General features: G+C 65.9%; 12 protein-coding genes. 3 read left to right on the top strand and 9 right to left on the bottom strand.

What is annotated here, in order from left to right:
• Positions 1-110: 110 nt before the first annotated feature.
• Positions 111-1562, bottom strand: coding sequence for an adenosylhomocysteinase (gene ahcY, locus J5M86_RS04520; protein WP_223158434.1), 1452 nt, complete (start codon positions 1560-1562; stop codon positions 111-113).
• Between the two features lie 193 nt (positions 1563-1755).
• Between ahcY and J5M86_RS04515 the strand changes: the two genes are divergently transcribed.
• Positions 1756-2430, top strand: coding sequence for a hypothetical protein (locus tag J5M86_RS04515; RefSeq protein WP_188060037.1), 675 nt, complete (start codon positions 1756-1758; stop codon positions 2428-2430).
• Positions 2431-2661: 231 nt separating this feature from the next.
• Positions 2662-3105 carry a hypothetical protein gene (locus J5M86_RS04510; protein ID WP_188060036.1) on the top strand — a complete coding sequence of 148 codons (444 nt, stop codon included), beginning with the start codon at positions 2662-2664 and terminating at the stop codon, positions 3103-3105.
• 22 nt (positions 3106-3127) lie between these two features.
• On the opposite strand, the gene J5M86_RS04505 is transcribed toward J5M86_RS04510, so the two are convergent.
• From J5M86_RS04505 to mtr, 5 genes are all read right to left on the bottom strand, one after another.
• Positions 3128-4117 carry a DUF808 domain-containing protein gene (locus tag J5M86_RS04505; RefSeq protein ID WP_188060035.1) on the bottom strand — a complete coding sequence of 330 codons (990 nt, stop codon included), beginning with the start codon at positions 4115-4117 and terminating at the stop codon, positions 3128-3130.
• Positions 4118-4138: 21 nt separating this feature from the next.
• Positions 4139-6112: a thioredoxin domain-containing protein gene (locus tag J5M86_RS04500; RefSeq protein ID WP_188060034.1), complete on the bottom strand. Its 1974-nt coding sequence runs from the start codon at positions 6110-6112 to the stop codon at positions 4139-4141.
• A gap of 36 nt (positions 6113-6148) precedes the next feature.
• Positions 6149-7111 carry an ABC transporter permease subunit gene (locus J5M86_RS04495; RefSeq protein WP_188060033.1) on the bottom strand — a complete coding sequence of 321 codons (963 nt, stop codon included), beginning with the start codon at positions 7109-7111 and terminating at the stop codon, positions 6149-6151.
• Positions 7108-8043, bottom strand: coding sequence for an ATP-binding cassette domain-containing protein (locus J5M86_RS04490; protein ID WP_188060032.1), 936 nt, complete (start codon positions 8041-8043; stop codon positions 7108-7110). The genes J5M86_RS04495 and J5M86_RS04490 overlap by 4 nt, the downstream gene beginning before the upstream one ends.
• Before the next feature lie 166 nt (positions 8044-8209).
• Entirely contained in the window at positions 8210-9574 is a 1365-nt protein-coding gene (gene mtr / locus J5M86_RS04485) for a mycothione reductase (protein WP_188060031.1), read from the bottom strand.
• A gap of 180 nt (positions 9575-9754) precedes the next feature.
• On the opposite strand from mtr, the gene J5M86_RS04480 reads away from it, so the two are divergent.
• Positions 9755-10186 carry a hypothetical protein gene (locus J5M86_RS04480; protein WP_188060030.1) on the top strand — a complete coding sequence of 144 codons (432 nt, stop codon included), beginning with the start codon at positions 9755-9757 and terminating at the stop codon, positions 10184-10186.
• Between the two features lie 65 nt (positions 10187-10251).
• Here the strand turns inward: J5M86_RS04480 and narI are convergent, their stop codons facing one another.
• From narI to narH, 3 genes are read right to left on the bottom strand one after another with little or no spacing between them, the layout of a single operon-like run.
• On the bottom strand, positions 10252-10989 hold the full coding sequence (gene narI, locus J5M86_RS04475; RefSeq protein ID WP_188060029.1) for a respiratory nitrate reductase subunit gamma: 738 nt from the start codon (positions 10987-10989) through the stop codon (positions 10252-10254).
• Positions 10986-11732, bottom strand: a complete 747-nt coding sequence (gene narJ, locus J5M86_RS04470) for a nitrate reductase molybdenum cofactor assembly chaperone (protein WP_188060028.1) — start codon at positions 11730-11732, stop codon at positions 10986-10988. Before narJ ends, narI begins: the two co-directional genes overlap by 4 nt.
• Positions 11732-13378, bottom strand: coding sequence for a nitrate reductase subunit beta (gene narH / locus J5M86_RS04465; RefSeq protein WP_188060027.1), 1647 nt, complete (start codon positions 13376-13378; stop codon positions 11732-11734). The genes narJ and narH overlap by 1 nt, the downstream gene beginning before the upstream one ends.
• Positions 13379-13380: the final 2 nt, after the last annotated feature.

Here is a 13380-nt window from a genome sequence, read left to right as displayed (position 1 = left end):
TCATCGATCAGAAATCAGTACCGGTAGTGCTCCGGCTCGTACGCCGAAGGCGCAGCAAAGACATTTCAAGACGGAGCATGATCGGGACTGAAGCCCGAGCTTGCGAGGGCTCAGTACCGGTAGTGCTCCGGCTTGTACGGGCCGGCGACGTCCACACCGAGGTACTCGGCCTGGGCCTTGGTGAGCTCGGTGAGCTCGACACCGAGCGCGGCGAGGTGGGCGCGGGCGACCTTCTCGTCGAGGTGCTTGGGCAGCGTGGTGACGGTGGGCTTGCCCTCGTCGTCGACGTACTCCTCGGCCTTGGCGAAGAGTTCGATCTGGGCGATCGTCTGGTTGGCGAAGGAGTTGGACATCACGAAGCTGGGGTGTCCGGTGGCGTTGCCGAGGTTCATCAGGCGGCCTTCGGACAGCACGATGATGGAGTTGCCGTCCTCCTTGGTCCACTCGTGCACCTGCGGCTTGATCTCGACCTTGGTGATGCCGGGCAGCTTGGCCAGGCCCGCCATGTCGATCTCGTTGTCGAAGTGACCGATGTTGGAGACGATCGCCTTGTTCTTCATCTTCTGCATGTGCTCGGCGGTGATCACGTCGTAGCAACCGGTGGTGGTGACGAAGATGTCGCCGTACTCGGCGGCGTCGTCCATCTTGGCGACCTGGAAGCCTTCCATCGCGGCCTGCAGTGCGCAGATCGGGTCGACTTCGGTGACCACGACGCGGGCGCCCTGGCCGGCCAGCGCCGCGGCGCAACCCTTGCCCACGTCGCCGTAGCCGGCGACGACCGCCGTCTTACCGGCGATGAGGACGTCGGTGGCGCGGTTGAGGCCGTCGACGACCGAGTGGCGGCAGCCGTACTTGTTGTCGAACTTGCTCTTGGTGACCGAGTCGTTGACGTTGATCGCGGGGAAGAGCAGTTCGCCCGACTGTGCGAGTTCGTAGAGGCGGTGGACGCCGGTGGTGGTCTCCTCGGTGACGCCCTTGATGCCGGCGGCGATCTTGGTCCACTTCTGCGGGTCTTCCGCCATCGTCTTGCGGACGAGGTCCTTGAAGACACCGAACTCCTCGGAGTCGTCCTCAGTGGTGGGGGGCACCTGTCCGGCGGCCTCCCACTCCTTGCCCTTGTGCACGAGCATGGTGGCGTCGCCGCCGTCGTCCAGGATCATGTTGGGGCCTTCGCCGCCCGGCCAGGTGAGGATCTCGTTGGTGCACTCCCAGTACTCCGGAAGCGTCTCGCCCTTCCAGGCGAAGACCGGCACACCCTGCGGGTTGTCGACGGTGCCGTTCGGGCCGACAACGGCGGCAGCGGCGGCCTCGTCCTGGGTGGAATAGATGTTGCAGGAGGCCCAACGCACCTCGGCGCCCAGCGCGGTGAGCGTCTCGATGAGCACACCCGTCTGGACGGTCATGTGCAGCGAACCGGCGATGCGAGCGCCCTTGAGCGGCTTGGAATCACCGAACTCTTCGCGCAACGCCATCAGACCGGGCATCTCGTGCTCGGCGAGGCGGAACTGGTGACGGCCGGCCTCGGCGAGGCTGAGGTCCTTAACCTTGTAGTCGAAGGACATGAGTGTCCTGTTCTCCTTCTGCTGCGGTCGACGCAGCTTTGACTTCACTGGTGGACGCTGGCATCGCCCATCTGGGCTGATCGGGTCATCACCCATGCCGGCTCACGCGAGAATACCGGCGGTCACCGACGAGCGCGAAAACCACGCAATCCCCTCCGCCGCAACGCCCACGCATGCACCGCGGGGTGGCTTAATGAATGCCCAACAGCGGTTCATTCTTTCGTCGCAGGAGGAGCAGAACATGTCGGACAAGCCGGAGCACACCAGCAACATGGGCGAGGACGATCTCGACCAGGACCAACTCGCGGGCGAGCCCGGGCACGGACGTTCGGACGAGTTGACCGACGGCGAGCCGACGGTGGCCGATGAAGCCGGACTCGACCCCGACAACGACGGCGAGGTCGATTCCCCCACCCCGACCGCGGTGACCTCGGGATCGGCCGACCCCGAGGGTGACGACGGGGACGAGCGCCCGGACGGTGAGGAGAAGCCGCTGGAGGATGTCGCCCCTGACGACCGCGATGCCCAGGGCCCGCAGGAGGCCACTCGCGATCAGCGGGCACAGCAGATGCCCGACGAGCTGAAGGTCGATGTCGACCAGGAGAAGCTGAAGGCCTGGGAAGAAGTGCGTGGCGCGTACGGCGTCAAGGAGGGTGCCGAGCGTCCGATCATGACCGGGGAAGGCGACCCCGAGCCCGTGAAGTCCACCGGCGGTGAGGGCGAAGACCACGAGGTCGACGCCGACAAAGCTGCCGGTGACGACCGTGATCACGACGGTCCTACAGGCGAACGCGAACGGGACCGCGACAGTGACGGCCCTGACCAGGACCGCAGCTCGGAGGAACCGACCGACGGCCAGACGACCTGAGCCACTGGGCATCCGGCGGCCGTCTCGGGTTCGAGACGCGCGACCGGGCATCTCGCCCGGAGTCGTCGCGGGCGGACCCGACTCAGTTGCCGGGCCGCTGCACATCAACGGGTCGGATCTCCCGGGCGCCACGAGCCCGAACCATGACCGACCTGCTCACCCCACCGGCACACGCCGCGTGGGCATACTGAGGCCAACCCACCCAGGCCTACACCGTGCAAGGGGCCCGCGATGTATGACGCCAAAGAAGTTGTCGACGACGGTGAGGTCATCACCGCGCACGGCACCCGCGCGCTGCCGATCGGCGTGACCCTCGCGATCGTCGGCATGTTCGGCCTGTCGGCGGCCTACATCTTCGCGGGCCTGTGGCTGCGGGTGGCGTTCCTCGGGCTCGTCCTGGTCGGCGTGCTGCTTGCGGTGATCACGTCCTGGCGCGGCCTTCGCCTGGACGCCAAGGGCGTCGTTCTTCCCGCACGGCTGCGGCGCATTCCGTGGTCGCAGATCACCGCAGTCAGCGGTCCGGAGCGCGCCGGTGAACGCGGGGTGATTCTCGCGACCCGGGAACGGCGTCATCGCACCGGATTGCTCGACCACTACCTACCCTCGGTGCAGCGTCTGCACCAGCGCTACACAACCGGCGGTGACGAGGCCGCCGCGACCACTCCGCCTATGTAGTGGTGGGTCCTCAGGTCTCAGCTCAGTGCGCTGCTGCATCTCCGGTGTCACGGCCGGCGTCCTTCTCCAGGTCGACCGCGTGGTCCTGCTCACTGTGATCCTTGTGGAAGAACTTCAGCACGATCGCGGTGATGACCGCGCCGACGACCAGACCGACCAGCGCTGAGGCGAGGGTGTTCGCCACCCATCCGAGGACGCCGCCCGCACCACCGGTGGAATGACGCACCCACTCCTCCAGGTGGTGCACCTGGGCGTAGGGCCACTTCCAGCCGATGTCGTCCAGCGCCATGAGCATGATGTGGCCGCCCACCCAGAGCATTGCGGCGATACCGATGACCGACAGTCCGGAGAGCACCTTGGGCATGGCCTTGACCAGCGCGGTGCCGAACTTCTGGCTGCCGGCGGAGTCCTTCTTGGCCATGTGCAGGCCGATGTCGTCCATCTTCACGATCAGACCGACCACGCCGTAGACCAGCACGGTGATGAAGATGGCCACCACGACCAGGATCGACAGCCGTGACCAGAAGCTCTCGTTGGCAACCTCGTTCAGCGAGATCACCATGATCTCGGAGGAGAGGATGAAGTCGGTGCGGATGGCACCGGAGGCGATCTCTTCCTCCGACTTGCCTTCGTTCGACTCGTCCTTGTCGTGCTTGCCTGAGAGTGCCTCGTAGAGCTTCTCGGCCCCCTCGAAGGCCAGGAAGGCACCACCGACCATGAGCACCGGCATGATGATCCACGGCACGAACTCCGAGGCGAGCATGATCGCCGGGAGGATGAACAGCAGCTTGTTACGCAGCGACCCGATCGCGATCCGCTTGATGATCGGCAGCTCACGGTTGGGCTGGATGCCGGTGACGTAACGCGGAGTCACCGCGGTGTCGTCCACCACCACACCGGATGCCTTCGCACTCGCCTTCAGTGCCGCGGCACCGACGTCGTCGACGGATGCGGCGGCAGCGCGAGCAAGGGTCGCGATGTCGTCGAGAAGTGCAGCAAGTCCTCCGGCCATGCGCGCAATCGTACGGCCGGATCAGCCGTGGTGCGCACCACCGAGCAGGCGCTCTGCCGAGGTGACAGGAAGATCACAGACCTGGCCACGGCAGACGAACGCTGCCGCACCACCCGCGACTGCGGAACGTTGCGCCAGCACCGGCAGACTCGCGTGGACGCCATCGCCGACCGCGACAGGACCGCCGAACCGCCGTAGTGCCGCCGACACCAGGGTGTCGCGTTGCTGACCGGGCTCCCCCACCACCGCGACCTGCTCGGGGCCGGTCGCCAAGCGATGCGCAGCCACCAGCGCCCGTCCGGCGAAGCGAGGAGCGCGACTGGCCACTTCGTGCATGGACGCAAGCGCCTCGCCGGCGATCTCGTCGTAGCGTGTGTCACCGCTGAGCGCAGTGAAGGTGATCAATGCATCGACCACGGACGACAAGCCCGACGGGCTGGCGTTGTCGACCGCCTCACGCGGGCGGGCGATGAGGGTCTCGGCGTCGACGGCGGTGTCGTAGAAGCCACCGTCCTGCGCTCGGAATCGTTCAATGGCGTCGTCCAGGAGTGCCCTGGCTGCGTCGAGGAGATCGACCCGGTTGGTGGCAGCGGCCAGATCGAGGAGTCCACCGGCGAGGCACCCGAGGTCTTCCAACACGGCCGCCGGCCTACCGACCTCGCCGTCGCGGGAGACACGTCGCAACCTGCCCTCGACGACGTGCACCGTGAGCAGGTAGTCGGCGATGCGCTCCGCGGCACGCAGGTAGGGGTCCCCAGCGAGAGCTTGGGCCGCCGCCACCAGGCCACTGATCGCCAGCCCGTTCCACGCGGCGACCACCTTGTCATCGCGTCCCGGGCGGACCCGCTGCTCACGCGCAGCGAACAGTTTCGCCCGGACGTCCGCCAACCGTTCGTTGTCGTCGACGTCCTGGCGCAGTTGCAGCACCGAGCTGCCGTGCTCGAAGGTGCCCCGCTCGGTCACCCCGAAGGTCGTGGCGGCCCACGCGGCATCGTCTGGACCGAGCACCTCGATGAGCTGCTGCGGGGTCCAGGCGTAGAACTTGCCTTCGACACCCTCGGTGTCGGCGTCCAGCGAGCTCGCGAGTGCGCCACCGTCAACCATCAACTCGCGCAGTAGGAAGTCAGCGGTCTCCCGGGCGACGCGGTCGCCGAGCGGGGTGCCGAGACGCGCATAGACCGCCAGCAGTTGCGCGTTGTCGTAGAGCATCTTCTCGAAGTGCGGCACCACCCAATCGGCGTCGACGCTGTAGCGCGCGAAACCGCCACCGAGCTGGTCGTACATCCCGCCTCGGGCCATCGCCTCGGCCGTCTCTTCCAGCATCTGCCGCGAACGGTCGTCGCCGTGGGTGCCGCGCAGCCGAAGGAAGTCCAGCACCATCGATGGTGGAAACTTCGGCGCCCCGCCGAAGCCCTTTGCGCGACTGTCGAATTCGGCTGCCAGCAGCTGCGCAGCCCGGCCGATCTCGGCACTGCTGATCGGTGCGCCGCCGGTCGCCTCGCGGTTGAGATGCTCCCGGAGCGCCTCGGCGGCGCCGCGTACATCGTCGCGCCGATCGGTCCAGGCGTCGCTGAGGAACTGCAGCACCTGCGTGAAGGACGGCTGTCCGTGCCGCGGCTGCGGCGGGAAGTAGGTGCCGGCGAAGAAGGGCAGACCTTCGTGGTCGAGCACGCATGTCATCGGCCAGCCACCGTGGCCGGTCATCGCACTGGTGGCATTCATGTAGATGGAGTCGATGTCGGGACGCTCTTCGCGGTCGACCTTGATGTTGACGAACTTCTCGTTCATCAACACTGCCGTCGCCTCGTCCTCGAACGACTCGTGCGCCATCACGTGGCACCAGTGGCAGGCGGCATACCCGACACTCAGCAGGATGGGGACGTTGCGGCGACGCGCCTCGTTGAAGGCTTCTTCGCCCCACTCCCACCAGTCGACGGGGTTGTCGGCATGCTGGAGCAGGTACGGGCTGGTCGCGCTGGCAAGACGATTGGCCATGCGTCGACCGTACGCGGCGGGAGCCTCGCATCCGAGTCAGCCGACGTCCCGCCTGCGGAAGATCGCCAGGCCGCCGAGCGTGATCACAGTTGCGACGACCGCAAGCTGCGCTGTCGCCGGCCAGAAGCCGAGCCAGTGCTCGATCGGTTTGCACTCCTGCGGCCCATAGCAATCGGGGTAGGTCGTCCATCCGTGACCGTGCTCGACGAAGGCCGTGACAGCGGTGCCGATCGTCCAGCGCTTCATGCTTTCGATCGAACTGGCGAGAATGATCTCGAACGCAATGAGGTAGACGATCGCCGCTCCGAGCACGGCGGTGGTGTGTCGCGCGACGAAGCCCAGTGCCGCGCCTACCAGTCCGGCGAAGGCGCCCACCCCGAACAAGCGCAGGAAGGACGCGAAGTAGGTGCTCTGTTCTCCCGGCCCGAACTGCAGTCCCCCGGACTGGCCGATCAGCCACAACCCGGGCACATCGACGAGGAAGACGACGAGGGCGGGCAGCAGTCCGAAGAGCGCCGCCGCGATCACCTTCGTCGCGTAGACGCGACTTCGACGCGGCTCGAAAGTCAGCCACGTCATCATCGAGCCCGAGGTGAACTCCGCACACACCAAGCTCGCTCCAAGCATCAGCGCTGCGAGGGCGACGATGAGGCTCAGGCCCATTCGGACGTCACGCGCCTGCTGGCCGATCGTCAGTCGCTGCCCGAACCACGACTCCTTGGTCGGTTCCTGCATTTCGCACATGCCCGGATTCGCCTCGACGACGTCCTTGGGTGTGGTTTCGCGACAGGTCTTCTCGTTCTGCACGTGGTTCTTCACCCAGTCGTCGTGCACGGCCTTGAAGTCCTGCTGCATCTGCGCCTCGGAGGGCATGGTCGCCACCTGGCGATACGTGCCGAACAACGCGAAGAGGGCGACCAGCAAGGTGAGCAGAAGTGCCCCTTTGGTGATGCCTCGCGCCGCTGCCCGGCGCAGTTCCGCCGTCAGCAACCGCTTCATCGCACACCTCCGGTGGCTTCGAGACCTTCGGAGCGGGTGAGTTCGAGGAAGACCGACTCCAGGTCGTGACCCGTGGGCCGCAGTTCACGGAGCCAGATCTGTTGCGCCGCAAGGAGTTCGCTGATGCGTGCCGGGTCGTCCACATCGTCCAGCACGAGATGGTCGTGCTCGGCGCGAAGACTCACCCCTGCGTTCGAGAGCAACTCGCGGGCTCGGACGTCGTCGGTGGTGCGAATGACGGCACCCGATGCCCCGCGTGCCATGAGTTCGGCAACACTGCCCTCGGCCAGCAGGCGACCCTGCCCGATGATCGACACGGTGTCGGCGATCTGCTGGATCTCGCTGAGGATGTGACTACTCACCAGCACGGTGCGACCTTCGTCGGCCAGCGCTCGCATGGTGCGCCGGATCTCATGGATGCCGGCGGGGTCGAGGCCGTTGGTCGGCTCGTCGAAGATCAGGAGATCGGGAGATTTGAGCAACGTGGCCGCGATCGCGAGGCGCTGCTTCATACCGAGCGAATACGACTTGAAAGGGTCATCAGCTCGATCCCGCAACGACGTCTCCTCCAGCACCCGATCGACCGCACTGCGTTCAGTGCCAATCGCATCGGTGAGGAGGCTGAGGTTGCGCCGTCCGCTGAAGGCCGGGAAGAACTTCGGCGACTCGACGATGGCGCCGACGCGGGAAATCACCTCCGGCAGATGTTCTGGCACCGCCCGATCGAAGATCTCCATGGTGCCGCCGTCAGCACGAATGAGCCCGAGCAGCATGCGCAGCGAGGTCGTCTTGCCCGAGCCATTCGGTCCGAGAAAGCCGTGCACTCCCCCGACCGGCACGTTGAGATCGAGCCCTTGTACGGCGACGTGGCGTCCGCGTCGTCCCTGATAGACCTTCCGTAGACCTGTTGTGCGGACGGCGAATTCGGCCATCGACTCCCCCGAGCTCGTGGACGATCGAGAGTCGATCGCCGGCTGCTCGAATCAGATCACGTCCAGCAACCCGCCGCGGGGGCCTTTACCAATTCTTTGCCAGGATTCTCCTGGTTGCGGCGTGACATTCGGTGTCCACTCGGGAAACTCCCTGAGCAGAGGTGAGTCAGTCGAATTCGAGCCCGAGCAGAGCGTTCTCGACCACCTCGGCCATCGCGGGGTGGATCCAGTACTGCCCTCGCGCGAGACCGACTGCGGACTGACCGAAACTCATCGCCTGGACGATCGGCTGGATCAGTGAACTGGCCTGCGGACCCATGAGGTGGGCGCCGAGCAGATCGCCGGTACGACGGTCGGCGATCAGCTTGACGAAGCTCGTGGTGTCCTCCATGGCCCAGCCGTAGGCGGTGTCGCCGTACTTCTGCACCTTGACAGTGAGGTCGTGGCCGACGTCCCGGGCCTGCTGCTCAGTGAGGCCGACGGATGCAACCTGCGGATGGGTGAAGACCGCTGCCGGCACGAAGCGGTGGTCGAACTCCTCCAGTGCCTCCGGGTGAGTGAGGTTGTGGGCGACGACACGGGCTTCGTGGTTGGCCACGTGCTTCAGCTGGTAGGCCGAGCTCACATCACCCAGCGACCACACGCCATCGGCGGTGGTGCGCCCGAACTCGTCGACCTCGACCCGGCCGTCCTGGGTGAGCTCGACGCTGGCGAGCGAAACGCCTTCGGGCACCAGCGGTTCGCGGCCGGCAGCGACCAGCAGAAGGTCGGTCTCGAGTTGCACACCGTCGGAAAGGGTCAACAAGATGACCTCGCCCTCCTGGGAGGCACCGGCCACGGTCGTGCCGAACCGGACGTCCCATTGCTGTGCGGCAAGTTCACTGAAGGCTCGGGCGACAGTCTCGTCCTGGGCGCGCAGCATCTGCGGACCGCGCGTGACGATCGTGATCTCCACGCCCAGTGCGCCGAAGACGTGCGCGAACTCCGCTGCGATGTAACCGCCGCCGACGATGGTCATGCGCCGCGGAAGCTCATCGATGCGCATGACGTCCTCGTTGGTGTAGAAGCGCACCCCGCTGTCGCGGATCGCTTGCGGCACAACGGGAGTCGAGCCAGTGGCGATCACGATCTGATCGGCTGTGACTTCCTCTTCGCGTGCGTCGACGTCGACGACCAGTGCGCGCGGCCCGGTGAAGCGGGCAGTGCCGAGATAGGCCGTGGTGCCCGGCCCGTTCACCCGGTAGTCGCGGCCCCCGGCTTCGATCGGGTCGATCCGACCGAAGACCCGGTCACGGATGTCACGCCAGCGCACGCGGTCCAGGTGGGCATCGATGCCGTACTTGCTCGCCCCGCGGATGGATTCGGCGACCTCGGCGGCGTAGACGAACATCTTCGTCGGGATGCACCCCACGTTGAGGCAGGTGCCGCCGAAGAGCCCCTTCTCGATCACCGCCACGTGTTTGCCGTCGAAGTCCGGGGTGACCAGGGAGTTGCCCGAGCCGGTGCCGATGATCGCAAGGTCGAAGTGCATGCACTCATTGTCAGGCCCCGCCCTCAGCCAGTGAGCACCGGTAGTCCACAGGGGAGGCTCGTCCGTTCGCAAGCCTGGGTGACCGGCAGGCCCTCCTTCCCGGCGAAAGCCACGGAGACGCTCCGCCAATGCCGTGCCGAATCTCTGCGTCACATGCACACCTGTTCTGGGGAGGAACACATGAGGAAGCTTCACTCTGCCCTTGGCGTCGCGGCGCTCACGCTCACCGTTGGGCTCACCGGCTGCGGCTCGGACGACAAGAAGGATGACGCCACGAATGCGGCGAGCAGCGCCGCCGGCCAGACCTCGGCCGGTAACGCCACCACCAGCGCCGCAGAAGGCAGCGGGAAGGCAACCGCAGCACCTGGCGGCGCGAACCAGTGCACCCTGAAGTTCAAGGGCAAGGACGCCGAGGCGACGGCCATCGGACTCAGCTGCGAGGACGCCAGCGGCCTGTGGGAGAAGTTCTCCAAGAAGGACCAGGACATGGCCAACGAGGACGTGCAGTTCAACGGCGAGACGTTGAAGTGCTCGGTCATCGGCGCATCAGGCAAGCACACCGCCAGCTGCTTTGTCGGCAAGAAGGCGCTGAGCGTCAACAGCGGCATCTGATCGCATCCGCGAACATGCGTGGGCCCGCATCCCGATGAGGATGCGGGCCCACAACATATTTGTCCTCAGCGCTTGAGTTCAGGACGATCCCACGCACGCGAGGTCGACGTGCTGCGTCCGCGCTGCGGATCGCGCGAGCGGTAGACGACGTACGGACGCCAGATGTAACCGACCGGCGCGCTGAAGACGTGCACCAGCCGGGTGAACGGCCAGATCGCGAACAGCGCGAAGGCGACCAGTGCGTGCAGCTTGAACCCGATAGGCGCCTGGGCCATGAGGTCGGCATCCGGGCTGAACGCGAGGAACGAGCGGTACCAGACCGATACGCCTTCTCGGTAGTTGTAGTGGCCGCCGACGGTGAAGATCGAACCGGCGATGGTGTTCCACATACCGAGGACGATCGCTGCCGCCAGGAAGGCGTACATCACCTTGTCCATCGGCGTGGTGGCCGAGAAGACAGGCCCGGTGGTGCGGCGGCGGTAGATCAGGATGGCGATGCCGACGATCGTCATGATGCCGGCGATCATGCCGCCGACGACGGCAACGAAGTGATAGACGCCGTCGCTGATGCCGATCGCGTCGGTCCACGACTTGGGGATGAGCAGGCCGATGACGTGGCCACCCACCACGCCGAGCATGCCGAAGTGGAACAGCGGACTGCCCCAGCGCAGCAGCTTCGATTCGTACAACTGGCTCGAGCGCGTCGTCCAGCCGAACTTGTCGTACTTGTAGCGCCACCAGTGGCCGACCACGAAGATCGCCAGGCACATGTAGGGCACGATCACCCACAGGAAAGTGTTCATCGGGGGGCTCCCACGGGAATCTCGTTGCCCAGGAACTCGGGCGTATTGGGGATGGTCGGGGGCGGGGTGAAAGTGCCCGGTGACGGGGAGTTCAGGCGTGGGTCGAGGGCGTAACCCTCCATGCCAACGTCCTCCTGGGGCGGGCCCTGCTCGATCAGTCGAGCCACCGCCTCCACCTCGTCGTCGCCGAGCGGAGGCAGCGTCGCGCACAGGGCGATGAGCACGTTCGCCCACGGAGAATGCCGGTCCTGCAACGCAAGGCGCAGCATCTCCACGCCCGCCCGGTAGTCGCCGAGCAGCTTCCAGGAGGTCTCGATGTCGACGGTCGCGCCGAATTCCAGCACCACGCCGAGGTGGTCGGGCAGTTCGTCCGACTCGAACTCTGCGCCGCCCTTGCGATAGGCCTGCTTGAACTGCACCAGCACCACACCGCGGCGACGGGTGTCGCCGTAGGCGAAGTAGGTGAGGTAGAGGCAGCCGCGCCGCGTGTGGTCGAAGGTCTCGACGTAATCGCTGCGCAGCACCTGCGGGTCGGTGGCATCGGCGTGATCGAGGAACGCGACCAGCGGGTCACGCACCGAAGCGGGCAACTGCGTCACCGCCGGACGCAGCAGCGCGCGCTGCGGTGCGGCGTCCTCACCCGGGTAGTCCAGCAGCAGTGAAACCGCCTGCCACGCGACCTGCAACTCCTGCTGCGGCAGGCGCGAGCGGTGGGCGCGGGCAGAGCGACGGAAGATGTTCATCACTTGTCCTTCCGCCCGGGGAAGAGCCCGCGCGGGCTGCCCTTGCCGTCCCAGTTGAGCAGGTTGACCCGGCCCCTCTTGGAACCGCCGCCGACCAACTCGTCGCTGGTCTGGCGCTCCTGCAGCATCCGGAAGTTCTCGACCGCGACGGGGGTGAGCTCACCTGAGCCCTCGCCGAAGGTGCCCATGTCGGAGTCGAAGTCGTAGTCGACCGGGCAGTCGGTGGCCAACTCCTCCAATCCGTGCGCCTGCTCGGCGTGCGCGGTCGGAATGACATACCGCTCGTTGTACTTCGCGATCGCCAGCAGGCGAAACATCTCGTACATCGACTCGGCATCCATGCCGACCGCCTGGGCGATCGCCTCGTTCGGGTCTCCGCCGAGGTTGATGTCGCGCATGAACGAACGCATGGCCGCGAGCTTGCGCAGCACGTCGTTGACCGGAGCGACGTCGCCGGCGGTGAACAGGTTGGCGAGGTACTCGACCGGGATGCGCAGGGTGTCGATCGCGGCGAAGAGGTTGTCCTTGTCCTCGGCGTCGTGGCCGGTTTCCTGCACGACGTCGACCACCGGCGAGAGCGGCGGGATGTACCAGACCATGGGCATCGTGCGGTATTCCGGGTGGAGCGGCAGCGCCACCTTGTAGTCCTGGATCAGTCGTCGTACCGGCGACTTCTTGGCCGCCTCGATCCAGTCACCCGGAATGCCGGCCTGCTCCGCCGCCCGCTCGATCTCGGGGTCGTTCGGGTCGAGGAAGACCGAACGCTGAGCCTCGTAGAGATCCTGGTCGTTCTCGACGCTCGCCGCCTCCAGCACCCGGTCGGCGTCGTAGAGCATGAGGCCGATGTAACGAAGCCGCCCCACACAGGTCTCGGCGCACACGGTCGGGATGCCGACCTCGACGCGCGGGTAGCAGAAGGTGCACTTCTCGGCCTTGCCGGTCTTGTGGTTGAAGTAGACCTTCTTGTAAGGGCAACCAGAAACACACATGCGCCAGCCACGGCATTTGTCCTGATCGACAAGAACGATTCCGTCCTCGGAACGCTTGTAGATCGCGCCGCTGGGGCAGGACGCCGCACAGGAAGGGTTGAGGCAGTGCTCGCAGATACGCGGCAGGTAGAACATGAAGGTCTGTTCGAACTCGAACTTCACCTTGTCCTCGATGCCCTTGAGCATCGGGTCCTTGACCGCGATCTCTTTCGAGCCGCCCAGGTCGTCGTCCCAGTTGGCCGACCACTGCACGTTCATGTCCTTGCCGGACAGCAGCGATTTGGGACGCGCCACGGGGAAGTTCTTCGTGGCCGGTGAGGTCAGCAGGGTGTCGTAGTCGTAGGTCCAGGGCTCGTAGTAGTCCTCGATCGAGGGCATCTTGGGGTTGCTGAAGATGTTTGCGAGCTTCGTCCAACGACCGCCCGCCTTGAGCTGCAGCTTGCCGTTCTTGGCCAGCGTCCAGCCGCCCTTCCACTCCTCCTGGTCCTCGTAGGTGCGCGGGTAGCCGAGGCCGGGGCGGGTCTCGACGTTGTTGAACCACACGTACTCGGTGCCGGCCCGGTTGGTCCATGCCTGCTTGCACGTGACCGAGCAGGTGTGGCAACCGATGCACTTGTCGAGGTTCATCACCATCGCCATCTGAGCCATGATCTTCATGC

The sequence above is a fragment of the Yimella sp. cx-51 genome (assembly GCF_017654605.1).
Lineage (GTDB): Bacteria > Actinomycetota > Actinomycetes > Actinomycetales > Dermatophilaceae > Yimella.
This window is presented reverse-complemented; position numbering and strand designations above follow the sequence as displayed.